The sequence below is a fragment of the Pseudoalteromonas sp. MMG033 genome (assembly GCF_057197785.1).
The window spans coordinates 3,986,555-4,011,834 of sequence record NZ_CM170070.1; the positions used below are offsets into that span (position 1 = coordinate 3,986,555).

25 protein-coding genes are annotated in these 25,280 nt (G+C 39.8%); 19 read left to right on the forward strand and 6 right to left on the reverse strand.

Features of this window, described 5'->3' with window-relative positions:
* The first annotated feature begins 63 nt into the window (after positions 1 to 63).
* A complete protein-coding gene (locus AC2CZC_RS17355; RefSeq protein WP_484582771.1) occupies positions 64 to 1,851 on the forward strand; it encodes a sensor domain-containing diguanylate cyclase in 1,788 nt (595 codons plus the stop codon).
* Positions 1,852 to 1,882: 31 nt separating this feature from the next.
* On the opposite strand, the gene AC2CZC_RS17360 is transcribed toward AC2CZC_RS17355, so the two are convergent.
* Entirely contained in the window at positions 1,883 to 3,502 is a 1,620-nt protein-coding gene (locus AC2CZC_RS17360; protein ID WP_484582772.1) for a PepSY-associated TM helix domain-containing protein, read from the reverse strand.
* The gene (locus tag AC2CZC_RS17365) at positions 3,499 to 3,810 is read right to left on the reverse strand and encodes a hypothetical protein (RefSeq protein WP_237139179.1); all 312 of its coding nucleotides are present in this window, start codon (positions 3,808 to 3,810) and stop codon (positions 3,499 to 3,501) included. Before AC2CZC_RS17365 ends, AC2CZC_RS17360 begins: the two co-directional genes overlap by 4 nt.
* A gap of 602 nt (positions 3,811 to 4,412) precedes the next feature.
* Here AC2CZC_RS17365 and AC2CZC_RS17370 point away from each other — a divergent pair.
* The 8 genes from AC2CZC_RS17370 to AC2CZC_RS17405 all read left to right on the forward strand — a co-directional run bounded on the left by AC2CZC_RS17370 (position 4,413) and on the right by AC2CZC_RS17405 (position 10,012).
* Complete coding sequence (locus tag AC2CZC_RS17370) at positions 4,413 to 4,586, forward strand: hypothetical protein (RefSeq protein ID WP_484582773.1); 174 nt, start codon at positions 4,413 to 4,415, stop codon at positions 4,584 to 4,586.
* A gap of 330 nt (positions 4,587 to 4,916) precedes the next feature.
* A complete protein-coding gene (locus AC2CZC_RS17375) occupies positions 4,917 to 6,371 on the forward strand; it encodes a M1 family aminopeptidase (protein WP_484582774.1) in 1,455 nt (484 codons plus the stop codon).
* An 11-nt stretch (positions 6,372 to 6,382) separates the two neighbouring features.
* Positions 6,383 to 6,589, forward strand: coding sequence for a hypothetical protein (locus AC2CZC_RS17380; RefSeq protein ID WP_484582775.1), 207 nt, complete (start codon positions 6,383 to 6,385; stop codon positions 6,587 to 6,589).
* A gap of 130 nt (positions 6,590 to 6,719) precedes the next feature.
* The gene (locus tag AC2CZC_RS17385) at positions 6,720 to 7,490 is read left to right on the forward strand and encodes an alpha/beta fold hydrolase (RefSeq protein WP_484582776.1); all 771 of its coding nucleotides are present in this window, start codon (positions 6,720 to 6,722) and stop codon (positions 7,488 to 7,490) included.
* Between the two features lie 36 nt (positions 7,491 to 7,526).
* Positions 7,527 to 8,360: an acyl-CoA thioester hydrolase/BAAT C-terminal domain-containing protein gene (locus AC2CZC_RS17390; RefSeq protein WP_484582777.1), complete on the forward strand. Its 834-nt coding sequence runs from the start codon at positions 7,527 to 7,529 to the stop codon at positions 8,358 to 8,360.
* Positions 8,361 to 8,438: 78 nt separating this feature from the next.
* Positions 8,439 to 8,831: a hypothetical protein gene (locus AC2CZC_RS17395; protein WP_484582778.1), complete on the forward strand. Its 393-nt coding sequence runs from the start codon at positions 8,439 to 8,441 to the stop codon at positions 8,829 to 8,831.
* A gap of 171 nt (positions 8,832 to 9,002) precedes the next feature.
* Positions 9,003 to 9,443 (forward strand): NUDIX domain-containing protein, encoded by a 441-nt coding sequence (locus tag AC2CZC_RS17400; protein ID WP_484582779.1) that lies wholly within the window; start codon positions 9,003 to 9,005, stop codon positions 9,441 to 9,443.
* A gap of 212 nt (positions 9,444 to 9,655) precedes the next feature.
* Positions 9,656 to 10,012, forward strand: coding sequence for a DUF6559 family protein (locus AC2CZC_RS17405; RefSeq protein ID WP_484582780.1), 357 nt, complete (start codon positions 9,656 to 9,658; stop codon positions 10,010 to 10,012).
* Positions 10,013 to 10,116: 104 nt separating this feature from the next.
* Here AC2CZC_RS17405 and msrA read toward each other — a convergent pair whose 3' ends face one another.
* On the reverse strand, positions 10,117 to 11,328 hold the full coding sequence (msrA, locus tag AC2CZC_RS17410) for a peptide-methionine (S)-S-oxide reductase MsrA (RefSeq protein WP_484584899.1): 1,212 nt from the start codon (positions 11,326 to 11,328) through the stop codon (positions 10,117 to 10,119).
* 398 nt (positions 11,329 to 11,726) lie between these two features.
* Between msrA and AC2CZC_RS17415 the strand changes: the two genes are divergently transcribed.
* The 8 genes from AC2CZC_RS17415 to AC2CZC_RS17450 all read left to right on the forward strand — a co-directional run bounded on the left by AC2CZC_RS17415 (position 11,727) and on the right by AC2CZC_RS17450 (position 19,893).
* Positions 11,727 to 13,241, forward strand: a complete 1,515-nt coding sequence (locus AC2CZC_RS17415; protein ID WP_063363795.1) for a leucyl aminopeptidase — start codon at positions 11,727 to 11,729, stop codon at positions 13,239 to 13,241.
* 164 nt (positions 13,242 to 13,405) lie between these two features.
* Positions 13,406 to 14,062 (forward strand): 5-oxoprolinase subunit PxpB, encoded by a 657-nt coding sequence (pxpB, locus tag AC2CZC_RS17420; protein WP_484582781.1) that lies wholly within the window; start codon positions 13,406 to 13,408, stop codon positions 14,060 to 14,062.
* Positions 14,056 to 14,994: a 5-oxoprolinase subunit C family protein gene (locus AC2CZC_RS17425; RefSeq protein WP_484582782.1), complete on the forward strand. Its 939-nt coding sequence runs from the start codon at positions 14,056 to 14,058 to the stop codon at positions 14,992 to 14,994. The genes pxpB and AC2CZC_RS17425 overlap by 7 nt, the downstream gene beginning before the upstream one ends.
* Complete coding sequence (locus tag AC2CZC_RS17430; RefSeq protein WP_484582783.1) at positions 14,991 to 15,728, forward strand: DUF969 domain-containing protein; 738 nt, start codon at positions 14,991 to 14,993, stop codon at positions 15,726 to 15,728. The genes AC2CZC_RS17425 and AC2CZC_RS17430 overlap by 4 nt, the downstream gene beginning before the upstream one ends.
* The gene (locus AC2CZC_RS17435; RefSeq protein WP_063363792.1) at positions 15,725 to 16,747 is read left to right on the forward strand and encodes a DUF979 domain-containing protein; all 1,023 of its coding nucleotides are present in this window, start codon (positions 15,725 to 15,727) and stop codon (positions 16,745 to 16,747) included. Before AC2CZC_RS17430 ends, AC2CZC_RS17435 begins: the two co-directional genes overlap by 4 nt.
* Positions 16,740 to 17,402, forward strand: a complete 663-nt coding sequence (gene pcp, locus AC2CZC_RS17440; RefSeq protein WP_063363791.1) for a pyroglutamyl-peptidase I — start codon at positions 16,740 to 16,742, stop codon at positions 17,400 to 17,402. The genes AC2CZC_RS17435 and pcp overlap by 8 nt, the downstream gene beginning before the upstream one ends.
* A 202-nt stretch (positions 17,403 to 17,604) precedes the next feature.
* On the forward strand, positions 17,605 to 19,278 hold the full coding sequence (gene asnB, locus AC2CZC_RS17445; RefSeq protein ID WP_484582784.1) for an asparagine synthase B: 1,674 nt from the start codon (positions 17,605 to 17,607) through the stop codon (positions 19,276 to 19,278).
* A gap of 141 nt (positions 19,279 to 19,419) precedes the next feature.
* Positions 19,420 to 19,893: a peroxiredoxin gene (locus AC2CZC_RS17450; RefSeq protein WP_211036952.1), complete on the forward strand. Its 474-nt coding sequence runs from the start codon at positions 19,420 to 19,422 to the stop codon at positions 19,891 to 19,893.
* A gap of 100 nt (positions 19,894 to 19,993) precedes the next feature.
* Here AC2CZC_RS17450 and AC2CZC_RS17455 read toward each other — a convergent pair whose 3' ends face one another.
* The gene (locus tag AC2CZC_RS17455; protein WP_484582785.1) at positions 19,994 to 20,968 is read right to left on the reverse strand and encodes a DUF1852 domain-containing protein; all 975 of its coding nucleotides are present in this window, start codon (positions 20,966 to 20,968) and stop codon (positions 19,994 to 19,996) included.
* A 406-nt stretch (positions 20,969 to 21,374) separates the two neighbouring features.
* On the opposite strand from AC2CZC_RS17455, the gene AC2CZC_RS17460 reads away from it, so the two are divergent.
* On the forward strand, positions 21,375 to 22,187 hold the full coding sequence (locus tag AC2CZC_RS17460) for a sulfite exporter TauE/SafE family protein (RefSeq protein ID WP_484582786.1): 813 nt from the start codon (positions 21,375 to 21,377) through the stop codon (positions 22,185 to 22,187).
* 230 nt (positions 22,188 to 22,417) lie between these two features.
* The gene (locus AC2CZC_RS17465) at positions 22,418 to 22,624 is read left to right on the forward strand and encodes a hypothetical protein (protein WP_484582787.1); all 207 of its coding nucleotides are present in this window, start codon (positions 22,418 to 22,420) and stop codon (positions 22,622 to 22,624) included.
* 67 nt (positions 22,625 to 22,691) lie between these two features.
* On the opposite strand, the gene AC2CZC_RS17470 is transcribed toward AC2CZC_RS17465, so the two are convergent.
* Both AC2CZC_RS17470 and AC2CZC_RS17475 read right to left on the reverse strand, forming a co-directional pair.
* A complete protein-coding gene (locus tag AC2CZC_RS17470; protein WP_484582788.1) occupies positions 22,692 to 23,645 on the reverse strand; it encodes an ABC transporter substrate-binding protein in 954 nt (317 codons plus the stop codon).
* Positions 23,646 to 23,925: 280 nt separating this feature from the next.
* Complete coding sequence (locus AC2CZC_RS17475) at positions 23,926 to 25,143, reverse strand: YncE family protein (protein ID WP_484582789.1); 1,218 nt, start codon at positions 25,141 to 25,143, stop codon at positions 23,926 to 23,928.
* Positions 25,144 to 25,280 lie beyond the last annotated feature (137 nt).

The window sequence follows — 25,280 nt, forward strand, 5'->3', positions numbered from 1 at the left end:
ATTTTGCTCATTACTCCATACACTTCTAAGCTTTAGTAAGAGTCACTATACAAACTATCGCTTGTGAAAATCTTATTTGTATTGTTGTTTTGTTACGTACAATATATCAGCGCAGCTGAGTCTGATCTTACGCTCACTAATGGCAAGTACCTAAATTTAAGTGCTGGCAGCGAATATTTGAACGATAATAATTTTGGCATAGTCGATGTGCTCTCTCTTCCCCCAAATCACTGGCGGACTAATTCAGTCAACAACTTTAATTTAGGTTACACAGACCAAACGTTTTGGGTAAGAGTCGATTTTGTTTTACCTCAAAATGACAAGGCCTACCTCATTGAAATCGCCTACCCCGTACTGGACAACTTAAAGCTCTATTTGATGCAGCAAGATGATGTCGTGAGTTATGCAAAACTAGGCGACAAACAGCATTTTGACGATCGCATTATTAAACACCACAACTTTATTTTACCCATCAAAAAAGAAGCCCATGGTCCACTTACTCTTTACATCCAAGTCGAGTCGACCAGTGCAGTACAATTACCAATTCGTCTTTGGGAGCAACCAGAATTTTACGAGACCGACCAGTTGAATACGCTATTTTTAGGGGCTTATTTCGGTTTGATGAGTATCATGGTGGTATATAACATCTTCATGTATATCTCGCTCAAAGACGAAACATTTCTTTATTATGTTGTGTATGTTTCAGCCATCATTGCCTTCTATTTTAGCCTTTCAGGGCTTGCCTTTCGGTATTTGTGGCAAGAAAGCTTATGGTGGAATGACCAATCCATATTATTTTTCTTAGTTGCAGCTGTGCTTGCTGGTACATTCTTTATTATTAAACTGTTAGAACTCCAAAAAAATAGCCTCATCTTGTATCGTGGTTGCTTAGTGATTTCATTTGTTGGCATATGCTTATTATTTGCGTCTATGTACTTCAACTATGGCACGATGATCCGCGTTATTATTTTATACGCGTCAGTGGCTTGTGCTTGGGGCGTTATCACCAGAACCATTAAATTGTTTGAAGGTACTCACTTTTCTACATACTACTCTTTAGCATGGAACGCCGCTTTATGTGGTGGCCTTATTTTGGCAGCCAATAAGCTCAACTTTTTACCAAATAATTGGTTTACTGAACATGCGTTAACCATAGGCACTTCGATAGAAGTGGCGTGTCTATCGTTTGCAATGGCCGAAAGGATAAACTCAGAGCGAAGAAAACGATTTGTCGCGCAGGCTCGCAGTATGACAGAGATTCGCAAAGCGAATCAAAGACTAGAAACTGAAGTGATCAATAGAACTAAAGAGCTTCAAACTGCTTATGACAAGCTCAAGCATATTTCTCGCATCGATGAGCTGACTCAAGTGTTTAACCGACGTAGTCTCAATGACGCATTAAATACTGAGTGTTTAAGGGCAAAACGCTTTGGACATTCTGTCAGTTTATTAATGATTGATATCGACCACTTTAAAAAAATTAATGATACCTATGGGCATCAATGCGGTGATAAGTGCATTGCACATATTGCGGATGTACTAAAAAAGACATGTACACGCGCAGGTGATGTGGTAGCACGCTATGGTGGCGAAGAGTTTTGTATCTTATTACCAGAGTGTAATGAAGGCGATGCATTTGAACTAGCAGAATTAGTAAGAAAGCACACAGAAGCGTCTATAGTCAGATTTGAAGACTCAGTAATCAAATTAACGGTCAGCATTGGAATAGCAACGCGTTGGGGGGTAGATTTAGAGCCACATCAACTGGTAAAACAATCCGACATGGCACTGTATTTTGCTAAGCAACATGGTCGTAATCAGGTGTCGCTTGGCTCGGTACTTGATATGTAAAGGCCGGTGTAAGATACCGGCCAATTATTTGTTAAGCTAAGCTTACTGTCTTTTGATGTTTACTGATGTTTGGGCAATACCAAATACTGTTTTCTTCCCCTTTGTAAACACGGATCTTAGCGCGTCTTAGGGCATAGAAAGCAACTGATGCAAAGCCAAGCGAACCCAACTCGATACCTAGATCAGCAATAGAGTCAGGCGCCCAAATCCCAATTGAAGGAAGTATAATAGCAACGAGGGAGTTCAGAGGGACTACAATACATAAGGCTATAAATAACTTCAAACCAATAAGACTAAATCTGGCAGCACCTAATATAAACGCACTCACCATTGTGCCAAGGAACAAGGTGTAATACACCCACATGTAAGCAATATTAATGTTCCAATCACCTAAACTCAGCCACTTACTCGAGGCAAATACGCCTGCGATACCAATCGCACAGCCAAGCGTAACGCCAATTGTTAAATTGGCCATAAAGTGACTTGAGCGGCTTTGTTCTACAGTTTGCTTTTTACGTCTTTTTTCAAGCCATATTAGGTTGCCACTATAGAATAAAAATGCACCGCCTAACCCCATTACAAAATAAAGCCAGCGACCGAGTTCACCGCCATAGCTCCCAAAGTGGAGTCCAAAAAAGCTCGTTACAATGGCACCCCAAACCCCTTGTTGGCCGGCATCAGTCGTAACACTACTTGAGTTAATCTCCATTGTGAAAGGGTTCATAAACACATAATCATTGTGTGGACCGCGCATGAGAGTTCGGTCACTGATGATCATCACGGTTGCAGATGGGTGCTCGGTCGTTAAACGGCTTAAACTAATGCTTTTAACCTCATAGTTTGGTGCATAAGTTAATGTAGCTTGCTTAATTTCATCTAAAGACGGCAGATCTTTCAGTTCATACCTGACCTCTTCGTGTTTTTCACCACCACCAAACATGGGTTTATCACCATATACTTGGCTCAAACCACCGTAAAACAAGTCATGAAACGAAAATACAATGACAGTTACTGCGATAATAATATGAAACGGTAAACTCGCAATACCCACAAGATTATGTGAGTCCAGCCAGAATCGGTTTGCACCTTTTTCTTTTCTCAGAGCAAAAAAGCTTTTTACTAAACTAGGGAGTAAAAAAATTACCCCAGACACAAGGGCAATAAAGTATAAAAATGCGGCAATGCCAAGTACATACACTCCCGCTTGATCGTGACCAAGCTCCCCCATAATACCTGCTGAACGATGTAAGTAGTCCACCAGCATGGAGAGCTCGTTCACATGGCGTAATTCGGTGATCATGTCGCCCTGTTCATTAAGGGTTGCATGCCATATTTGATCATCCATCGAAAAGCCACGTGCTGAACCGTGTCCGTACCATGATATTGGAGAACTGCCTTCTTCAAAACTGATTGTGACGCCTTTGAGTGCCTCAGGGCTTGAAGACAAAACTTGTTGTAGTAGAACATCATGCTCGCCCGCCTTTACCTGCGGTAATTGGTACTCTGGCGGTGTTGCCCAGTCGTTAATTGCAGAGCTAAACATCGTAAGTGCACCGGCAAAAAAGCCGATGAATAACAATAGACCGGCTGTGATCCCAGTCCATGTATGCAAGCTTTGGTATGTCCTTAAAATATCAGACCTAATTTTCATAGGTAACTCCTTAATGCATAGACAATTGCAATTGATAAAACAGCACCGCTACCAAGATACAACCAAGCTTGCTTACCTGTTTTAAACATATATACAAAGCTTAAGATCAAACACCACAAAGGTGTGATCATCCACATATTAAATTGTGTTTTCCAGGATCTTTGCTCTGGCGTAATGTGCTCTGTAAGACCAGTCGGGCCAACCCACGCAAAAATTCCAACAAGACCAAGAGCTAAGAAAAAACCTGCAAACACCCCTGCTAAAGTTTTACTCCACCAATGTGGTTGGATTTTATCTGTTTGAGACATGCTTAATTCCTTTTAATAAATAGCGCAATAAACGGAAAGCAAAATAAAGCTGCCATTAGAATTAGGATCCATATGAATACACCTGCCGAGCCAGAAAAATTAAAAAAACCTACCAAAATTGCCATGGCAAACAATCCATAGCCCAGTTTTTGGTATGTTTTAGAGAGTGGCTTTTTTAAGAGCCTTTGGTGTCTATTAGACAAATATGAAAAAATTGCACCTGTGCTTATCAATAGTACCATCAGAAACGCGTACAAACCTATGCTCCTGTCCTTAGTAATGAGAGTATTTGGGATGCGGGATTATAAACATAATAGGAACATCATTGCACAGCTTAAATGTAATGAGAATGGTTTTTATTACAATAATAATGTGAGATTTTCTAATAAATGAATTTGTTCATATAAAACAAGTTGCTATAGCATTATGTTAAATAAAGTAGAGATCTTGCTTCATTACTATTTCCCCCTACTAAAACAGAACATAGCACTTCTTATGTAGGCGAGGTTGACAACCTTCTCTATATTTAGTCTCCTGTTGATATTCTGTCTTACGCTTTAGTATCAACCAAAACTTAAACACAGCCCTCAAGGTAAACAATAATGGCAAACAAAAGAAAAGTGACGACTAAAAATAACAATATGGGTTTGTGTATCGCTTTAGGTGCAGGTTTAGGGATAATTTTTGGAGAGTTTACGGATAACGTAGGACTTGGACTCATATTTGGTGCAGCAGCTGGTATGATAATTAGCTTGAGTAAAAAGCCAAATTCTTAATAGCTACGTTTAATACAAATGACACACAAACCAACTTAGCATCTTATTTTTTATCCGGCCCTCATTTCTTTGCTGGCCTCAAATAGTATTTATGCTTTATCTGTAATCATTAAGCTTTATCTCGTATCAAAAACAACACTATCCAATAAATTATCTCAATCGTAGAAAGTAGAACAGGCTGACTCGATATAAATACATGATTCACATCACTGTTTAATTCATAAAATTATTGTACATTTTAAAATCAGTTATTAGATTGCCCGCTCTCATGATATGAGAGCAGAAGTTTTGCATCATTTCCTCAAATAAAATCACAATAAAGGAATAATTGTGTCAAAAATACTCATTGTTCTATTCGCGTTTTTTGCCAACTGTGTCAGTGCCGAAGAAGCGTTCTCAAAGCGTACGCTGCAATTAGCAGCTAAAAAATACCAGCTCAATTACGATATTGATATAAAACAGCGCAACTTATCTGCCTCAGGCAAAATTACCGTCATTAATACCTCTCAAAAAAGCGCTGATCATATCCCGTTGCGTGTATACCGTTTATTACAAGTCACTTCCGTAACAAATAGCGAAGGCCTGTCTATTCCTTTTACGCAGCAAGTTTTAAGCAACGAAGACTGGCCGATTTTACAAACTAATTATGTTGAATTGAAATTAGATAAGGCAATAAAACCAAACGAAATTTTCACATTTGAAATTGAGTATAAAGGGACTTTACTTGGGTATACCGAAACCGGTATGAACTATGTCAAAGATACTATCTCTGAAAATTTCTCCATTATTAGAATGGATGCATTTGCATATCCGCTAGTCACCTACCCCAACGATTTAGTCAATCGAAAAGCCAAATTTTGGCTCAATCGATATGATTACGATATCACCATAACAGTCCCAAGCGAATACGTTGTTGCCAATGGTGGCAAACTCATATCACATAACGAACATGCTACAAAACATACTTATCGATATACAAACAAATTACCCGCATGGAGAATGGACTTTGCGATAGCGCGTTATGCGTATTACGTCAAAGGAAAGTACTCCATATTTAGTTGGGAGTCATCGCTAAATTCGCAAGCCTTACTTGAAAAGATTGCGCATACTTTTGAATTATATACCAAATGGTTCGGGCCATTAGAACAAGAACTTGGATATACTTTTATCGAAGTTCCTGAAAACTATGGTGCGCAAGCAGACGTCACATCAGTCATTCAAGATGCAAAAGGGTTTAAAGAGCTCGACAGGGTTTATCATGAGATCAGTCATCAATGGAATGTAAAAAGTCTAGATGTACACTCTCCTCGATGGAATGAAGGCTTGGCCACCTTTTTAGAAGCCCTTACCTTAGATAAGTTAGACTCACCCGGGCATCTAAGCCAACAAACTGCAAAAACCCTAAATAAAGTAAAAGACACAATTAAACACAATCAACAATATGGTCAAACCGCATTTATTGACTACGGAAAAGAAGGGTTAAATTCCTACACAGTAGGAATGATATTTTTCCACTTACTCTATGATCTTGTTGGCGAAAATGAGTTCAATCACATTATAGGTGGCTTTTATCGAACATTTTATACAACTGGGGCAACCACAGAGCAATTTATTCAATTTGTTAAGCGCAATTCAAGAAAAGACTTGACCCATTTCTTCGATGAGTGGGCCTATTCTCCAGTATTCGCAAAGCGCCTAAACGAATTTGAGTCATACAATAAGCTATATCAGTTTTACAAAGTAAATAATCAAACACAATCGGCTTCTATCGTGAAATTGAAATAAGAGATAAAAAAATGATAAGAAGAGTCACCTTACTTGCAGTCACACTGCTTTTACCATCTTGTAGCTTGACGCAAACGGTTACGCTCAAGCCCTATGAGTGTGGTCCATTGGCAAGAGATAACTTTGGAGTCGTATTCTCTGTAGTACAGCCTAGTATCCGTCAAACCTATTTCGTAAAAGGTGAAGCAAGTGATGTTTGTCCTATGCAGACTATGTAATAGGGGTTGAATCATCATACTGCGCTAATAAAAACTCCTCTAACGAGCATGAATGCAGCTCTATCAAAATGTTCTCTATTCTTGATTATCAAAATGATCCCAGCATTTAACAAACACATTGAGACATCTCATGGAAAATAAAAAAGATTACATAAACATAAATGGTACAAACTTGTATTTTGATGTGTCGGGCAATCCAAAAGGTACACCATTAGTGATGTTACATGGCGGCCTAGGTTCAATGGATGAACTAAACAGTATCTCCCACTATGTCGCCACGAACTATCAAGTTATCCGTGTAGACTTTCGAGGGCATGGTAAATCACTTTTAGGTGAACAGCCTCTTAGCTATCTGCAATATCAAAAAGATATTCAAGCACTACTTAATCATCTAGACGTCGGTCAGTATTCAATTTTTGGTTTTAGTGACGGAGGTATTGTGGCTTATCGGCTGGCAGCAAGCCAACCTGAAAGGGTAAATTGCCTAGTGACACTTGGAGCACAATGGCGACTTAAGCCAAATGACCCTTCCATAGAGTTATTAAGCGGTTTAAATGAAGAAGATTGGCTATCGCTATTTGCTGATGAAGTTACATATTACGAAGAGAACAATCCAGAACCGAATTTTTCAAAACTTTTACATACAGTGAAAGGTGTATGGCTTGATACAAGTGCATCGGGTTACCCGGATATTGCCGTCAAAGAGATCAAGTGCCCTACTCTGGTCATGCGTGGAGACAAAGACTTTTTATTCTCATTAGATGAAGCGGTCGCACTCAAAGCAAGCATAACAAATTGTAGTTTTGCCAATATACCGCTGACAGCTCATTCCTCTCATCAAGAATCACCAAAACTAGTTGGTGAAATGTTAAGGCAGTTTTTACGAAAACATACTAATTAAAATGTACTACAGGGTCTAAAATAACAAGGAAACAATATGCACAAACTACTACTCCCTTTATATTTCATATTATCTCTCATACCCGCTTTATCAAAAGCACAAGACCATCAATATGACATAAATAAGGTAGATCATAATGGCTTGGTCGCTAATTTATATCTACCAAAGGTCAAAGGTAAAGTACCTGCTGTGATTGCTTTTGGAGGTTCTGAAGGTGGCTTAGGTACTGGCAATGCAAATGGTGAAATGATTGCCCCCCATGGTATAGCGGTGCTTGGTTTAGCCTATTTTAAAGACAAAGGCATTCCGCAAACGTTAGATCAGATCCCAATGGAGTATTTTATCGATGCAATAAATTATTTAGACACTCACCCATCAATAGATAGCTCAAAAATTGGGGTGGTTGGCGGTTCTAGAGGCTCTGAAGCTGCATTTTTACTTGCTACCTTAGACTCAAGAATTAAATCTGTCGTCGTGACTACACCAAGTAAAGTTGCTTGGAATGGTTTAACTATGCCTAAGTCTGCATGGACAATGGATGATAAAGACATCCCGGCATTAGCTCTGGGCTTGGATTCAAATGCAACATTATTAAACAGGTTTAACGCAGCGTTAGATGACCAAAATCTAGTGAAAAAATCTTTATTTAAGTTTGAGAATATCAACGGTCCAATTTTAATGATTTCAGCTGAAAACGATCAAGTCTGGCCTTCCTACCAAATGGCAAAGGACATTGAGTTGTACTTAAAAAATAGGCAATTCCAACATAAAGTAGTGCATAACTCATATAAAACTGGTCATGGGTTTAGCCAAGAAACAGCACCTAGAATTAAAAAGTCGATAATTAACCATTTTCTGGGTACATTATAGTTTGGAAAATTAAAAGAAAAAACTGGTTACTTAGTGAGTACTTCGCACATCGACTTATATTAAGGAAATGCTTCACGGATGAGTCATTTTAAAATGGAAAATATTCTACACTTGGATGGCAGCGCTGGTTTAGTTGTTGGCATTCTTTTACTACTTTTGAACGATTGGGTTAGCCATCTATATAACTTATCTACTTCCATGATACTGTTTTTAGCGACAATGAATGCCTGTTACGGCGTTTATGCATTGTCGCTCGCTTTTTCTAAAGATCGACAAATTCGATTAATTACCCTACTCATATTTGCAAACATTATATGGGCTGCACTATGTTGTACACTTGTTATATATTACTTGCAAACTGCGAGTATGATTGGGTTAGTATTTATCAGCTTAGAAGGGGTTTTTGTCACTTTTCTTGCCTATTTTGAGTGGCGTAATAAAGAGCTACTATCAACTCCAAACAATACATGAAAAAACCTTATACAGTTGATATTTAATACCTTTTTAGATAAAGACTTAAGAAATCCAGTAAACAAGAGTTTAACCAAAAGTCTATATCTGCCTTTAATTTTATAAAATATTAATCGTAAAGCATTAATATGACACATCAACAACTTATCAATACACTAAAGGGAATGTGCAGTGGAAAAAGAACAAGTACAAGGCGTCATCGTTAATGTCCTCCGTGAGACTGAGCACACATATGAATATTTATATCTAAAAAGGTCTGGCGGTAACTATAAAGGCCACTGGTGGCCAGTAGGAGGCACCTGTAATCCAACAGAGTCTCCATTAGACTGTGCAATCAGGGAACTAAAAGAAGAAACAAACTTAAATGCATTCGCAATCTATCCACTTGGCAAAAAGATATCTCACATCGATAACATCTCTAAACTAATCGGTTATGTTGCGTTTATCAGTGCTAAGCAAACAGTTCGGTTGAACTATGAACATAATGATTTTAAATGGATGGCGGTAGAAAAAGCATACACGTTTTTACCCCATTACACGCATGTATATATCAAGCATATAGAAGATAACTTTATCAAGAGCAAACCACAGACAAGCCAAAACCTTTTATAGTCAGAGGTATTCATAAGAGTGTGTTGGTAGTCTTTACGTCACTGTTTTTCAGCTTTAAAGACAATAAGCATAAATTTCAAGTGTACTTGCTCACTCCGAGTCATTCCAAGCCGTGCATTCTAAGCCATATTAGAGTTAAGAACTGAATAGGTTATGTGCTCGTATTCCTGTAACATAAAATAATCTACATTCTCTATCGTTTTAAAGGAAAGATGATGTTTTTCGCGAAATATAAAAAGAAAAAAGCAATAAACAGTTACATATCTACTCTGGGTAAAGATCTTGCTCGCAGATACGGTAAGAGTAAAACCTATACTACTGGACAAGTAGAAAAGACCATTCATGATGAAGGTTATAACTGGAGACATATTTGCTACGCTCATGCTTTATATACCAGCATGAAACAGTTCGATAAATGGCACAGTGATCGTGGTGAAGTATGTGACTATAACAGCATGCGAGAAGAAATATCTGATTCATTTTTTGGCGGGGATATATCACCCATCGACTCAGGTAGTTTTATGGAAGGAAGTGCAGGCGGCTCCTCTGGTGATGGTGGTTCAGATTAAGATAAACAAAGTATAAGCAGTCAAAGCGTTAGCAATGTGCTTTGACTGCTTATATCGTATTTTTACTTTAACAAAAGTCTAATCAAGACTAAGGTGCAATACTTCTAGCTCTTATTACTTGGAATAAAGTCCAAAACATTTGCATTAATACAGTATCTATCCGTACCATTAGGCCCTTCTTTTTCAAATACGTGACCTAAATGGATACCGGTAGATTTAGAGCGTATTTCAGTTCTGACCATGCCGTAACTTAAATCTTGATGATATGTCACACTGTCTTTTACCGGGTACTTAAATGATAACCACCCAGTACCTGAATTAAATCTATCTTTTGTATCAAACAAAGGCGCACCACTGAGCTTATCGACAAACACACCCTCCCCTGTATTTTTGAAAATATCATATTGCTTGCAAAACGGTCTCTCAGTGCCTTTTTGAAAGGCAATTTTATAGGCCTCTGTCTCACCTAGCTTAAAAGCGCCGAGCACTTTGTAAAAGGTTTCTCTATTCATAAAGCCTTGATAGCCAGCAACCTCTTTGCCATTTTCAATAAGTAAAATAGTCGGTGTTGCCCACGTAGCCGACATAATATCTATGCCCAGTAACTGATCTGCATACCTGTAGTGAAGTGGAATTGACCCTTGATAGTCATTTAATACAGTGCTTTTCAACTTTTCACAATACGGACAATAACTGCGAGAATCTAACACTATAATGTGTTTACCACTTTTTAAAGCATCGTTATCAACAAGTTTTGCTTCTTTTTTGTCAAATGTCACCCCCGTACTATGATCTGGGCAGTATCCATTAGGGTTTTTCGCGAGATAATTTTGATGATACTCTTCGGCTGAATAAAATCGTTCAAGGGGTTTTATTTTAGTCTGAATATCACCATAACCCGCTGTTTGTAATAACAATTGATAACGCGCTTTTAAATCGTGTGCTTGCTTGGCTTGTTCATCGGTATCAAACAAAATAACAGAACGGTATTGCGTGCCTACGTCATTCCCTTGACGGTTTTTTTGCGTAGGATCATGGCTTTCAAAATATGATTTGATCAATGACTCCGTAGAAATCAAATTAGCGTTGTAAGTAACTTTCACCACTTCTGCATAATTGTTCTCATCAAAACGTCTACGAGGACTGGTGATATTTTTGTAAGTCGCTCTAAAACCACGACCGTCGGCATAACCAGACTCAGCATCAATCACACCTTTCATGGCTTCATAGCGTTTCTCTGGTCCCCAAAAACATCCGGAGCCAAGAACAAGCGTTTGAATATTCACACTCGCATTTTCCATTTCAGGCTTTGGCATATCAGCGCCATAGCTAAATGCCGAACATAAACCCAGTAACAAAGTAAAGGTAATCTGCCTTCTCACTTACATGCTCCTATCATAATCGTCTAATCATTGAGACCGAGCTTTGAATAAAACAATTTCAAATTTTTGGATAGTATTGATAAAACCTTGGGTCTAAAAACTGCGCTATAACTGGCTTATCTAGTAATTTTGTGAATAAACAACATATTTTTAAACTCGCTTTTAAGTCTGTGTGCACGTTTGAAAACTCATTGCCACCACCCTTCACACTCACTATCTGTTCTTTGCAATTGCAACTTAACCTACAATACGAGCGGTTCAACGACATTAGATTAATATGTATTGTAAAATAAGGTAAAACGTTGCCACGCAATATCCAGAGGATTATAAAAATGTCTTTTATCTCTCGCCTTTCAGCGATCGCAGTCGCACTTGGTGCATCAGTTTCAGCAAACGCTGCAGATATCCAATTCACTTCTACGCTTGATAACGCAGATTCTTTAGTTGTATTCAAAGCTGAAGACAAAAAAGCTGCTTTCAAATTTCTAGACAAACCGACTAGAGCGCAATTAAACAGAGCATTAGAAAGTGAAGACTTCCAAGGTAAATTTGGAAAAACAGTTGAAGTACTAGCGCCTGTTTCCTCTGACTATAAACGCATTATTGTGGTTGGTCTTGGTAAAGAAGACGAACTAAACGCAAGCAAAATGACAAAACTTGGCGGTAACTTACATGCCAAGTTAGAAAACAAGAAATCAGCCAGTGTTGCAGTTGCTTTTGAAGACTTTGACGGTGAAATCAATAATTCACAACTTGCAGCTCAATTGGCACATGGTATCAACCTTCGTGACCACACTTTTGAAGTGTACAAAAAAGAGCCGAAAACTTTTAATGTAAGTTACAACATTGATGTAGACAGCAAGCGTAAAGCAGCTAAAGAATACATTACCCTAGAGCACATTCAATCAGGTGTATTCTTAGCGCGTGACTTAACATCAGAAATTGCGTCTGAAATGACGCCTGTTGATTTTGCAAACGCTGCGAAAGAGCTAGAGCAATATGGTGTTGAAGTAAAAGTACTAGAGCCTGCTGAAATTAAAGAACTAGGCATGGGCGCACTAGAGGCTGTTGGTCGTGGCAGTGCTCAAGGTTCACGCCTAGTTATCGCACACTATAAAGGTAACAATGACACCCCTATCGCATTAGTTGGTAAAGGCATTACGTTTGATTCTGGCGGTTATAACGTTAAAACTGGCAAGTCTATCGCACTCATGAAAGTTGACATGGCCGGTGCTGCTGCTGTGCTTGGTACCGTTCAGGCGATGGCTAAAGCAAAAGCAGACGTAAACGTGGTTGCTGTTATGCCTATGGCTGCAAACATGGTATCTGAAAACTCTTTCGCTCCAGGTGATGTGCTTCGCACAGCTGAAGGCCTAAGTGTTGAAGTACTGAACACAGACGCTGAAGGTCGTTTAATTCTTAGTGACGCTTTATGGTACGCACGTGAGTTTTATAAGCCAGAAATCATGGTTGACCTTGCGACGTTAACAGGTTCAAAAATCCGTGCAGTTGGCAATGACTACTCAGCTATCTTCTCAGAAGACGATGAACTAGTAAAAGAGTTCACCATCGCCGGCCAAACTGTAAACGAGCAAGTATGGCGTTTACCACTAGGCTATAAAGACGCGCTTAAGTCTGACATTGCAGATATGACAAATGTTGGCTCATATGGTCCTGGTGCGACAACTGCTGCAACTTTCCTACAGCAGTTTGTTGGCGATACACGTTGGGTACACCTTGATATTGCAGGTAATGCAATTTCTAAGAAAACCAAAGATGAAGTACCAGCAGGTGGTACAGGTTACGGCGTGCGAATTCTGAGTGAATGGTTATTAAGCGGTAACTAATCGACTTTGAGAAAAGGCCATGCAATTGCATGGCCTTTTTTGTTCTTTCTAATTGTGTAGCCTCGTACACCATAAATATGTATATTAAACATGCATATTCACCTGATATGACAACGCTAAAATAATAAGAAAACCGTGTTGCAAAATATAATAAAGACAACGTAATGACTAACAACAAGATCTACATCCTAGGCGAGCGTGCACTCGTTTTAGAGATCACGCAAAGTAACCTATCTCAGTATCAACAAAACAAGCTTTTCGCGCTACACGCGTGGATGCGCGAACAAAAAGCCTTTATTGATATAGTTCCAGCAAAAACCACAATCACTGGTTATTTGATGCATTCTCAAGATCCAGAATACTGGTTAGATAAAATGCAAGATGCTTGGGAAAACATAGAGCCAGAATCATTTGAGCCAACTGTCCATACAATTTTGACACATTATGGTAAGCATTACGGACCAGATCTCCAATCAGTTGCCTCTTTGACTGGTTTGTCACAATCACAAGTTGTTGAACTGCATAGCCAGTGCAGCTATCAAGTGAAATTTTTGGGGTTTTTGCCCGGCTTCGCCTACCTTGGAGATTTACACCCTAAATTGCACTTGCCAAGGCTAGAGTCACCAAGAACCCATGTACCGAAAGGCTCTGTGGCCATCGCACAAGACTTAACCGCTGTGTACCCGAGCGAATCTCCAGGAGGATGGAGATTGATTGGTCACACAGACGCCGTATTATTCAATCATAATTTAGATTCACCCAGTATTTTACAACCTGGAGATGAGGTGAAATTTTTACCAAGCACGGAGGGCATATGCTAACAATCTTAAAATCTGGTATTCAAACATGTGTACAAGATTTAGGAAGAATGGGCTTTAGACACTTAGGTGTTTCCCAGTCCGGTGTATTAGATCAATTAGCAGCTAAAAGTGCCAATATACTTCTAAGTAACCCAAAAGACACTCCTGTTATCGAGATAACTGTGGGTTTGTGTCAGTTTAAATTTAGTAAGCCAACAAACTTTGCAATCACAGGTGCAGATCTTTGCGCAAAGCTATCTGGACAACCATTAACCACTGGCTGGCGCTATCATGCAAATGAAGGCGATATTTTAACATTTGCGACGAGCAAAACAGGGCTAAGAGCATATTTTGCGATTCAAAATGGCTTCTCTTCACTGGCCTGTGTCATGAATTCCTGCTCCACAGACGTACAAGCAGGATTTGGTGGTTTAAGCGGTAAAGCATTAAGCGATGGCGACGAACTGGATTATGTAGCCAACTCAGTACTAAGTTCTATTGGCACGGCTTTACCTGAATATACCAATACAATACGTGTCATTGCTGGACCGCACATAGAACTACTGGCAAAAGACAAGCAACAAAGCGTGTTTGAAAAGAGCTGGCAAGTATTACCGCAAAGCAATCGTATGGGGGTCAGATTATCAAGCGAAATAGACCTGACTCATGATCTGAGTATTGCAAGCCAAGGGGTTTGCCCTGGCACAATACAATTGCCGCCAAACGGTGAACCCATTGTGCTTTTAAATGACTGTCAAACAACGGGAGGTTATCCAATCATTGGCCAAGTCATTGAGGCGGATCTTAGACTGTTAAGTCAGCTTAGTGCAGGTCAAACTTGCAATTTTTTCGTCGTGGATAGAGCACAGGCCTTAGAAGCGACAACACAACAATTACAACACTTAGCACAGCTAGAAATTGCTGTACAACATCACAATAAGAAAAACACATGACAGAACTAAACTTACTCCCATTAACGGGAATATTGGTTGTCGTATTGGGCTTTGCCCTGCGATTCAACCCATTATTAGTGGTCACCGCAGCCGGTCTCATTACAGGGTGGGCAGTAGACCTCAATTTTTCTGAATTACTTGCCACCTTTGGCGAAAAGTTTATGAATTCAAGGCAACTTGCCAGCTTCCTACTCATCTTACCCGTGATTGCCATTTTAGAGCGCTATGGTTTGCAAAACCGTGCTAAAAATTGGATTGCTAACATTAAAGGCGCAACCACTGCCAGAATATTAGGTATGTACTTTGTTGTACGTGAATCGTCCGCAGCGCTTGGGCTATTAAGCCTTGCAGGTCAAGCACAAACTGTACGTCCACTGCTAGCTCCCATGGCGCTTGGTGCAGCTGCAAATCAGCATGGCGAACTGCCAAAAGAAGTGAAAGATATGATCAGTGCACACTCTGCTGCCTGCGATAACATCGCGGTATTTTTTGGCGAAGATATATTTATCGCCTTTGGCGCAGTATTACTGATGGATGCGTTTTTGAAAGAAAATGGCATTGCAGGTATTGAACCTCTGCACATCGGCTTGTGGGCGATCCCTACTGCTATTTTCGCGCTTATCGTGCATTTATTCCGCCTTGCTCGACTTGAAGCCAAGATTTGCAACAAAATTGCTGAAATCAGACAAAAAGAAGCACAAAACAAATCAGCGACGTCAGAGGAACCAGCATGAGCGCAGTAAATCATTCATCACAAGCTGAGGCACCGGCATTACTTTCCATTGAAAATATTTATTTGCTGATCGGCTTTTTAGTATTGTTCCTCGTTGTCAAAACACTTCAAGATAAAGGGCACCCAAAACGCTACACCACCGCCCTATTTTGGATGTTGTTTGGTAACGTATTTTTATTTGGCGATCTATCAATTGCCCTCATTGGCGAAACATTAACATACCAATGGGTTGGTGTGAGTGTCATCATCATCGCCCTGCTTGCAGGCATGGGCAAAGTCTCCATGGGCACTTATTACACCCCAAGCGATGAGGAACTCGACCAAAGTGCAAAATCAATCGGCAACAAGTTATTTATACCTGCAGTACTCATTCCAATCATTACGGTGATTTGTACTTTATTCTTAGGTGGCATTAACCTAGGTGGTACCTACTTATTTGACCAAAACCACCTAACTTTGGCGTCATTAACACTCGCTTGTGGTGGCGCTTTGTTGGTGGCATGGAAGTTCACCTCTGGCAGCCCAATTCAAGCAATTGGCGAGTCTAGACGCCTTGTGGACTCCATCGGTTGGGCTGCTATTTTGCCGCAAATGTTGGCCATGCTTGGTGGCGTATTTATTGTCGCGAACACCGGCACCGCGATCCAAGATATTGTCACTATGTTTATTTCGCCAGATAATCGTTTTATGCTGGTTGTACTTTATTGCGTTGGTATGGCACTGTTTACCATGGTTATGGGTAACGCGTTTGCTGCATTTCCGGTAATGACCGCAGGTATCGCCGTACCATTTTTAATTCAGGGACACGATGCAAGCCCAGCACCGCTAGTAGCGATTGGCATGTACTCGGGATACTGCGGTACGCTGATGACGCCAATGGCCGCAAATTTTAACATTGTGCCTGCCGCGCTTCTTGATTTAAAAGATAAATACCAAGTGATCAAAGTACAAATTCCGACTGCGATCGCCCTACTCATCATCAATATTTTCTTAATGTACGGGGTAATATTTAATGACTAAACCGAATCACCCTACGGTATTAATTACTGGTTTTGAACCTTTTGGAGGCGAAGAGATCAACCCATCATGGCAAGCCGTGCAAAAACTAGAAGGGTTAATCATCGAAGGCCATATGGTGGTGACACGTGAACTTCCTTGCGAATTTGATACATCCCTTGAATCTCTTTACAACAGCATCGCGCTGCACGAGCCAAGTCTCGTTCTATGTGTCGGTCAAGCTGGCGGCAGAAGTGACATCACCATCGAGCGTATTGCCATCAATATCAACGATGCAAGGATCAAAGACAATGCAGGCCACCAGCCAATCGATACACCTGTGATTAAAGACGGCCCTGCAGCAGTATTTGCCAAGCTGCCGATAAAACAGATGCTCTGGGATTTACATGAAGCGCACATTCCTGCAAGTATTTCAAATACTGCTGGCACCTATGTGTGTAATCATGTGATGTATGGATTATGCCACTATATCGAAACACACAAGGCAAATTTGAAAGGTGGATTTATCCATATTCCATATTTGCCTGAGCAAGCAGTGCACCACAGTGGTGCGCCAAGTATGGCTGAGTCTACAGTCATTGCAGCACTAAAAGCCATGATTGCGTCAGCTTTGACTCACGATCAAGACTTAGCCATCGCTGCGGGCACAACCCACTAAGTCCTTGCCTTATTTTGGTGCAGAAATGCACCAAAACTTCCCTCTATTTTCTTTTCTTATGTTTAAAATTTTCTGTGTGACTTAGCCAAAGTTTTCTGTTAGTTATAGTTTAAGCTTTATAAAAAATAACAATATATATCGCAGTGATAGGCAACTAAGTCAGTGTACAACAACTGGGTGTCATAACAGGAATGAGGGTAATATGTGTTCAATATTTGGTGTATTAGAAATCCAAAGCTCGGCTGATAAGCTCAGAGCACAAGCAATAGAAATGTCTAAAAAACTTAGACACCGTGGACCAGACTGGTCAGGAGTGTATTCAAGCGAAAAAGCTATTTTAGTACACGAACGACTTGCTATCGTCGGTGTCGCCAGTGGCGCACAACCTCTTTATAACCCAGAGAAAACGCATGTTTTAGCAGTCAATGGTGAAATCTATAATCACAAAGCACTGGCTGAGCAATTAGAAGCCCCATTTGAATTTCAAACAAAATCTGACTGTGAAGTTATTCTGGCACTGTACAAACAGAAAGGGCCAGAGTTTTTAGATGACTTGAACGGTATTTTTGCTTTTTGTTTGTATGACGAAGAGCAAGATGCTTACCTTATTGGTCGAGATCATATTGGCATAATTCCACTGTATACCGGCCGCGACCAACACGGTAACTTTTATGTTGCCAGTGAAATGAAAGCCCTAACGCCAATTTGTACTCAAATAGAAGAATTTCCTCCTGGCCATTACTTATATTCAAAAGAAGGCACGTATCACAAATATTACCAACGCGATTGGCAAAACTATGATGCCGTCAAAAATAACCCAGCCAGTGCGCTCGATGTTAAAAATGGCTTAGAAGCAGCCGTTAAAAGACAACTGATGTGTGACGTGCCTTATGGCGTACTTTTATCGGGCGGTTTAGACTCATCTGTGATTTCTGCAATTACTCAACAATATGCCGCTAAACGAATAGAAGACAATGATGCCAGTGATGCATGGTGGCCCAAATTGCACTCTTTTTCCATTGGCCTTGAAGGGTCGCCAGATTTAGCGGCAGCACAAAAAGTTGCAGACCAAATTGGTACCGTCCATCACCCTATTCACTTTACAGTACAACAAGGTTTAGATGCGCTTAAAGAAGTTGTATATCATCTAGAAACCTACGATGTAACGACTATTCGTGCATCCACGCCCATGTACTTAATGGCAAGATATATTAAAGCCATGGGGATCAAAATGGTGTTATCAGGCGAAGGTGCGGACGAGCTATTTGGTGGCTATTTATATTTCCATAAAGCCCCAAACAGTAAAGAGTTCCACGAAGAGCTTAACCGTAAAGTATCAAAGTTACACATGTTTGATTGCCTGCGCGCGAACAAATCTATGGCAGCATGGGGTGTTGAAGCAAGGGTGCCGTTTTTGGATAAGGAGTTTGTAGATATCGCCATGCGTACCAACCCTGAATATAAAATGTGTAAAGATGGTCGTATTGAAAAACATGTGATCCGTGAAGGCTTTGATGGTTATATCCCAAATGATGTGCTTTGGCGTCAAAAAGAGCAATTCTCAGATGGCGTTGGGTATTCTTGGATTGACTCTTTGCGTGATTACGCAGAGGCACAAGTGTCTGATCAAGATATAGCGAATGCGCATTATCGCTTCCCAATTAATACGCCGGATAGTAAAGAAGCGTACTTCTATAGAACCATCTTTGAAGAGCATTTCCCGGGGGATGCCGCAGCTAAATGTGTGCCTCATGGCAAATCTGTTGCGTGCTCTACGCCTGAAGCACTTGCTTGGGATGCAAGCTTTGAGAACAATGCGGATCCGTCGGGTCGTGCCGCAAACGTGCATAATGACGCATATAAGCAAAAGCAGTAATCCCTATCCTATTCGTTGACTATTCAAGCAGCCTATAAAATAAATTACTAGGCTGCTTAAATAACCCTTCACATTATCGGTTTTTATCTTTGCTTTTACATACTACACTTGCAAACATCTTAATCTAATAGAGAAAAAACAATGATTGAACAAGGACAACGCATTCCTGAGTCGGTATTAACAGAACTTACTGCTGATGGTATGCAAAACCATACGTCAGATGCGCTTTTTGCAAATAAAAAAGTGGTTGTATTTGCTGTTCCTGGTGCTTTCACACCAACCTGTTCTGCCGCGCATTTACCTGGTTTTGTCGCACTTGCTGATAAAATTAAAGCAAAGGGCGTTGATAGCATTATTTGTGTATCAGTTAACGATGCTTTTGTTATGAAGGCTTGGGGCGAAGCACACAATGCAGAAGCGCTGTTAATGTTAGGCGATGGCGATGCAAGCTTTACCAAAGCATTAGGCCTTGAAATGGATACTGAGACTTTTGGTGGCGTGCGCTCACAGCGCTATGCAATGATTGTCGAGAACGGTGTTGTAACCCAACTTAATGTTGAAGCACCAAAAACATTTGAAGTCAGTAAAGCCGAAGTAATTTTAGAAGCGCTTTAATCACTGATATCGTCAAACGAAAGAGCCATTCTTTCGTTTGACTTATTAAAGTATTAGGGTTTGGGGCTGATACGTTTGCTCTTACCTAATCAAGCCCCTACTAAGCATAATTCGCTGACCACTGCTCTAGGATAGTTTGGTACGGTTTAATAAAGTGCTCTTCAGCAAATTTACCCTGCTCAATCGCAAGGCGACTGCGCTCTTCCCGGTCATACACAATCTGTGTGAGCGAGTGATCTAAGTTTTTCAAGTTTGGCTTATAAACAGCACCAGCGATGGCATTGGCATTATAAATTTCTGGGCGATAAATTCTTTGAAATGTACCCATCGTACTGATTGTGCTGATAAGCTCCAAGTTTGAGTAGTCATTTAGCAAGTCACCGAAGAAGTAAAATGCAAATGGTGCAGCGCTGTTTGGCGGCATGAAATAACGTACCTGTAAGCCCATTTTTTTGAAGTACTGCTCAGTTAATGACGACTCATTTGGCAAGTATTCAAAACCCAACACTGGATGATGATTTTCAGTTCTGTGATACGTTTTATTATCTGAAACACTTAAACAAATCACAGGTGGCTTTTTAAAGTTTTGCTTATACGCCTCAGAATTCACGAAATACTGAAATAGCTTGCCGTGCAAATCACCGAAATCTTCAGGAATACTGAACTGTGGCTTATCTTTATTATGAGCAAGCAGTCTAACGCTGAAATCATAATCTCGTACATAGGATGAGAAGTTGTTGCCGACAATCCCCTCTATACGCTCGCCAGTCTTATTATCTAGGACATACGTTTTTAATACCTCGATAGAAGGAAACGTTTCACCGCCACCATCAACATCAATATCCACAGAGACAATTTCAAGCTCTACTGAATAGCGATCGCCTTGCGCATTATCCCAATGCGCAAGCGCATTAAAACTGTTATCGATCATCTTTAATGCGTTACGCAAGTTCGCTTGGCGGCTTTCACCTCGTGCTAAATTTGCGAAGTTAGTCGTAATACGCGTGCTATTTGCAGGGTGATAATTTTCGTCTAAACGAAGGCTTTTGATTGTAAATGTGAATTCTTTGCTCATAGTGTTCTTATATCCAAATTGGTTAGGTGACCCTAAATTTATGTCTCGCTCTATCGTGCTTTTTATTCCAGGCTGCGACTCATCCTCCTTAAATACGACTCAATGGTGAATTTAAGATTAAGACATTTTGGACTTGTAGACGTCTAGAGCTATACAATGGGTCATTTATACTCTTAAAGCAAAAAAATTAAAAATGTTATTAATTCAAATTAGACATGAGAAAAATTAATACAGAATAAAACTAATACCCATTGCCATATAAAAGCCTGATTTAAATGAGCTCTAAAAGTCTCATTCTGAAATTTTCGATTTCAAAATACATATTTTTACCTTCAAAAATACGAGATGCTAACCCCATTTCAATGCTGTAGTATTGCAACCTCAATGATAACAAGAGATAAGTTGAATGAGTGAATTGCTTTTATTGATCCTATACTGCGCATTGCTTGGCAGTGGTGTTGGCTTTCTCGCAGGCTTGCTTGGTATCGGGGGCGGATTGGTGATAGTACCAATTTTGAGTATTATTTTACTTCATTTTGAAATACTGCCACCAAACCAAGTTGTTATAGCGGCCATAGCAACCTCACTAGCATCGATATTATTCACATCGACTTCCTCAGCACTTGCACATCATAAAAATGGAAATGTGCCATGGGAATTAGCACCCTGGATCATGACTGGTGTCGCATTTGGCGCATTGCTCAGTGGCTTTATGGCCTCCTTACTGCCAGAGGAAATAGTGAAAGGGGTATTTGCTTTATGTGTTGCGCTGATTGCTCTTAAAATGCTTTATAGTAGTAACAAACGCGAAGAAAACGAAGAACGCTGTATGCCAAATAAAGGCATCTTAACCGTTTTAACAACCGTCACAGGCGGTTTATCTGCCATGATTGGTATTGGCGGTGGCGCTTTACTTGTGCCTTTACTTACATATTTTTCTGTTAACATGAAAAAAGCAATAGGCTGCTCTTCTGCATGTGGCATAGTAATCGCTTTGTTTGGATCTGTTGGTTATATCAGCTCAGGGCTGACTCACTTTCGTGTTGAAGATGGCTTTTTAGGGTTTATCTATCTGCCAGCATTACTTGGTATCGTATGTACATCTTGGTTTACCGCACCACTCGGCGCAAAAGCAACTAACTACCTACCTGTATCAACTGTTAAAAAAATATTTGCTGCGTTACTGGTGATCATGGCTGGAAACATGGCGCTAAGTTAAACCTTCATCGTCTTCAAGTTATTTCCGCCACCCCAGTCATGCTGGGGTTTTTGCGTTTCAATCCTCGCACTAGTCACAAATATACACAAGACCGTTTTAGATACAACTCGCAAGGCAATTATGAAAAATTAAATTAAAATACGCATTTTAAAAACAAAAGATTTACAACTCGAAAAATACATATAAAATGCGGAACAAGATTAAGATCTATAAAAATAGCGATAACAAGAATGATAAAGTCAATTTTTTTAGTGCTCTTCGCTTTAACACTAAGTGCAGCACATAAATACGCAGAAGCACGTTCTGCAACTTATGTGCTGTGTTACAAGCAAAACAAAGTTGCATGGAGTGAAGAACATTATAATCCCCGTTCTGTGCAATCAGCATATTACAAATGCGTAAGTGATGGCGGCACGCCACAGCTTGTAATGAATTAATAACTCTGGTGCAGCTTTTCCTCCCTGAAATACCGCTACTGCTCAAAAACACAAAAGCCAAAGTTGTTTAAGGTAAACATGAAGTATCCAGCCACTTTGCTATCTCGTTGCGATACTTTATGGACCACCTTTTGGCAGATTTGACTTCACTGTTTCCATCAAAAACAGCAAATGAAGCTGCATCCGCTATCATCTTTTGTGTAAAATCAATTTTCTTGACCAACTCATAAACACAAGGGTATGACTTTTCCAACTTTGGCCAACCTGCTTTTCTTAACCATCCTTTTCTTGGATTGCCACAATCATTAACTAAGTTTGGGTTTATCCCCCAGCTCGCGTCGGTTTCACACGCCATAGTGTACTCAGGAAACTCAACAAATCGTCCCGGAATATGAAGATCAGTCCAGTTCGGTGTCCAATTAATCAATACAATTGGGACTTTACTTAACCATGCCTTCTCCAGTTTTTGCCAAAGAACTTCTTCATTTTCTAGCCTTTCGATTGTAAAATTTAAATTTAGTGCTCTTATCAAATCCGCGTCTTGATAATCCCAATCAATAGTATAAAAGACTCCTTTTTCAGGGTTTTCGTGGTTAGCAAATAATTTTGCACATTGATTAAGAGCCTGCCAATCAGGTAAACCCGGGCATAACTCCTCTACGTATTCAGGGTACCACCACTCTTCACGTACAACGACGCTATGTACACCTAAATCTGCAATCATATTATTCGCAACCATTCTGTTAAACTGGCCTGACACGGATTGCTGCCAAATTTCTAGTTGAAAATGAACCAACCCTTTTTGCATCGCGCCCCACTGATCGCTGGCAGGCATATCATGATATATCACTGTGAAACCGTATCGCTCTATCATGTTGCCAACTACATGCGAAAGCACTCGTTGACTCATCCAATTATTTAGAGGGATAGAGATGACATTTGATTTACTTGAAGCGTATGAAGTGGACAGTAACAAAAATACCATCAAAACGGGATGTAAAAACTTTACATTGTATCGCATAAACAGCTTACCAAAGATAAAACGGGTTTGATGCTAGTTAGTAGCTTACAGCATATCTATTTAGTGTAGTAAAAGATTTCGCAGAGCATAACTCTTTTAAAAGTTAGCACAGTGACAACAGTCAAAATGTCGCTTTGCTATGTAGGAGAAGTAAGGAGATATTAAATAGCCTGAATTAAACTCCCCCAGAAAGTTCTGATGAAAAACATAGGTTTTAGATGGGTAATAAGCAAAATAGTCGCACTGCCAATAATTTTAACAGTGCTTTTGGATAACTATATTACCAAATATAAGTACCTTGGATTGGATAACTACCAAGCATTTCAATTTCACGTGAAATTGTAAGTGTTTCTAAATCAATTTCAATGATGCGGCCATCGTCACTTGCTGCGGTATAAAAATATCTATCATTATTAGGATCAAAAGAAGATGTATGTGATTGTGTTTTTCTACTTGGAGAAGAAGCTGGTGGACTAACATCGATATTCGTAATTTTGCTATGTGTCTTCAAATCAATTACAGTCATAAAGGTATCAGTGTGATTTGTAGAGACCGCTAACATTCTGCCTGGGATCATGGTTGTATGACCATTCCCAGCACCAGTCTCTATAATCGATATAATTTCCATCGAGACTTTATTAATCACATAGGTTTTACCTTCATTTGAGCCTAAGTAAATATGAATGCCATCAGGATGAAATGACGCATGATGTGCACCCATTTTTTGGACGTCGTCTCCTCGCGTTGGGAGCAACTTAATCTGCTTTTGATAGATTTGCTTATCTGACAACTCGAATGCCATAATCCCAGGTGCTACACCCTGTTTAGGAGCACCTTCTAATACCGCATAAAATACATCCTGATTATCGCCGCGTGTATTTGGCGCTGCTAATATATGATGAACTGATGTTGGCGTTGCTAGAGAGAATTTATGGGAAACAACATATTCACCCTGTTCAGATGAGACTTCATATAATTCTAGTGACCTTCTAGCTCTATCTAAAATTAAAAACAAAGAATCACTTAACCAATAAGGATGACCAGTAGCTAACCCACCACCAAAGTCTGTTGGTGGAATAATCATTTCATTACCCACTGTCGCAACAACCTCATTAGTAGTTGTATCAATGATACTCGTTACTGCTCTTTTGGTCCCTGATACTGCAGCTAACTTTTTACTCTTATTATAAGTAACTGAACGGGGGAAATGGCTCAGAGGAATTATATCGCCTATTTCTAAAGTTGTACTTGAAATTATATCCAATGATTGTGAGTTTCGTGTTGTAACATACACCTGTCCCTGACCTGCCTTATCTATTGGATAAGGGTTATCGCCAATTGTATTTAGTACTTCTTTCAGTTTCATAGACTGAGGCGAAAATGTAATGACTTGATTACTTTCCTTGTCTGCATAAAACCCTGTACCGTGATTGTGTGCTACTACAGTTGGAATACTCATTGCCGATAGAATCGACATAAAAATAATAGATTTTCTCATTTTTTTCCTTTCTTCTTATTAAGAATGAGAGAAGCATAAGATGATTAAATCAAGTTGTTTATTATTTAAACAAGTTGAGATTAATCCCCTTATTACTTCGTTTTTTAATAGTTATTATTGATTGTTCCTAAATAGAT

Excerpts from the sequence above, each read along its gene's own strand:
- AC2CZC_RS17360 (WP_484582772.1), bottom strand. The coding sequence starts at position 3,502 with ATGAAAATTAGGTCTGATATTTTAAGGACATACCAAAGCTTGCATACA.
- AC2CZC_RS17365 (WP_237139179.1), bottom strand. The coding sequence starts at position 3,810 with ATGTCTCAAACAGATAAAATCCAACCACATTGGTGGAGTAAAACTTTA.
- AC2CZC_RS17370 (WP_484582773.1), top strand. The coding sequence starts at position 4,413 with ATGGCAAACAAAAGAAAAGTGACGACTAAAAATAACAATATGGGTTTG.
- AC2CZC_RS17380 (WP_484582775.1), top strand. The coding sequence starts at position 6,383 with ATGATAAGAAGAGTCACCTTACTTGCAGTCACACTGCTTTTACCATCT.
- AC2CZC_RS17385 (WP_484582776.1), top strand. The coding sequence starts at position 6,720 with ATGGAAAATAAAAAAGATTACATAAACATAAATGGTACAAACTTGTAT.
- AC2CZC_RS17390 (WP_484582777.1), top strand. The coding sequence starts at position 7,527 with ATGCACAAACTACTACTCCCTTTATATTTCATATTATCTCTCATACCC.
- AC2CZC_RS17395 (WP_484582778.1), top strand. The coding sequence starts at position 8,439 with ATGAGTCATTTTAAAATGGAAAATATTCTACACTTGGATGGCAGCGCT.
- AC2CZC_RS17405 (WP_484582780.1), top strand. The coding sequence starts at position 9,656 with ATGATGTTTTTCGCGAAATATAAAAAGAAAAAAGCAATAAACAGTTAC.
- msrA (WP_484584899.1), bottom strand. The coding sequence starts at position 11,328 with ATGCCAAAGCCTGAAATGGAAAATGCGAGTGTGAATATTCAAACGCTT.
- AC2CZC_RS17415 (WP_063363795.1), top strand. The coding sequence starts at position 11,727 with ATGTCTTTTATCTCTCGCCTTTCAGCGATCGCAGTCGCACTTGGTGCA.
- pxpB (WP_484582781.1), top strand. The coding sequence starts at position 13,406 with ATGACTAACAACAAGATCTACATCCTAGGCGAGCGTGCACTCGTTTTA.
- AC2CZC_RS17425 (WP_484582782.1), top strand. The coding sequence starts at position 14,056 with ATGCTAACAATCTTAAAATCTGGTATTCAAACATGTGTACAAGATTTA.
- AC2CZC_RS17430 (WP_484582783.1), top strand. The coding sequence starts at position 14,991 with ATGACAGAACTAAACTTACTCCCATTAACGGGAATATTGGTTGTCGTA.
- AC2CZC_RS17435 (WP_063363792.1), top strand. The coding sequence starts at position 15,725 with ATGAGCGCAGTAAATCATTCATCACAAGCTGAGGCACCGGCATTACTT.
- pcp (WP_063363791.1), top strand. The coding sequence starts at position 16,740 with ATGACTAAACCGAATCACCCTACGGTATTAATTACTGGTTTTGAACCT.
- asnB (WP_484582784.1), top strand. The coding sequence starts at position 17,605 with ATGTGTTCAATATTTGGTGTATTAGAAATCCAAAGCTCGGCTGATAAG.
- AC2CZC_RS17450 (WP_211036952.1), top strand. The coding sequence starts at position 19,420 with ATGATTGAACAAGGACAACGCATTCCTGAGTCGGTATTAACAGAACTT.
- AC2CZC_RS17455 (WP_484582785.1), bottom strand. The coding sequence starts at position 20,968 with ATGAGCAAAGAATTCACATTTACAATCAAAAGCCTTCGTTTAGACGAA.
- AC2CZC_RS17460 (WP_484582786.1), top strand. The coding sequence starts at position 21,375 with ATGAGTGAATTGCTTTTATTGATCCTATACTGCGCATTGCTTGGCAGT.
- AC2CZC_RS17465 (WP_484582787.1), top strand. The coding sequence starts at position 22,418 with ATGATAAAGTCAATTTTTTTAGTGCTCTTCGCTTTAACACTAAGTGCA.
- AC2CZC_RS17470 (WP_484582788.1), bottom strand. The coding sequence starts at position 23,645 with ATGCGATACAATGTAAAGTTTTTACATCCCGTTTTGATGGTATTTTTG.
- AC2CZC_RS17475 (WP_484582789.1), bottom strand. The coding sequence starts at position 25,143 with ATGAGAAAATCTATTATTTTTATGTCGATTCTATCGGCAATGAGTATT.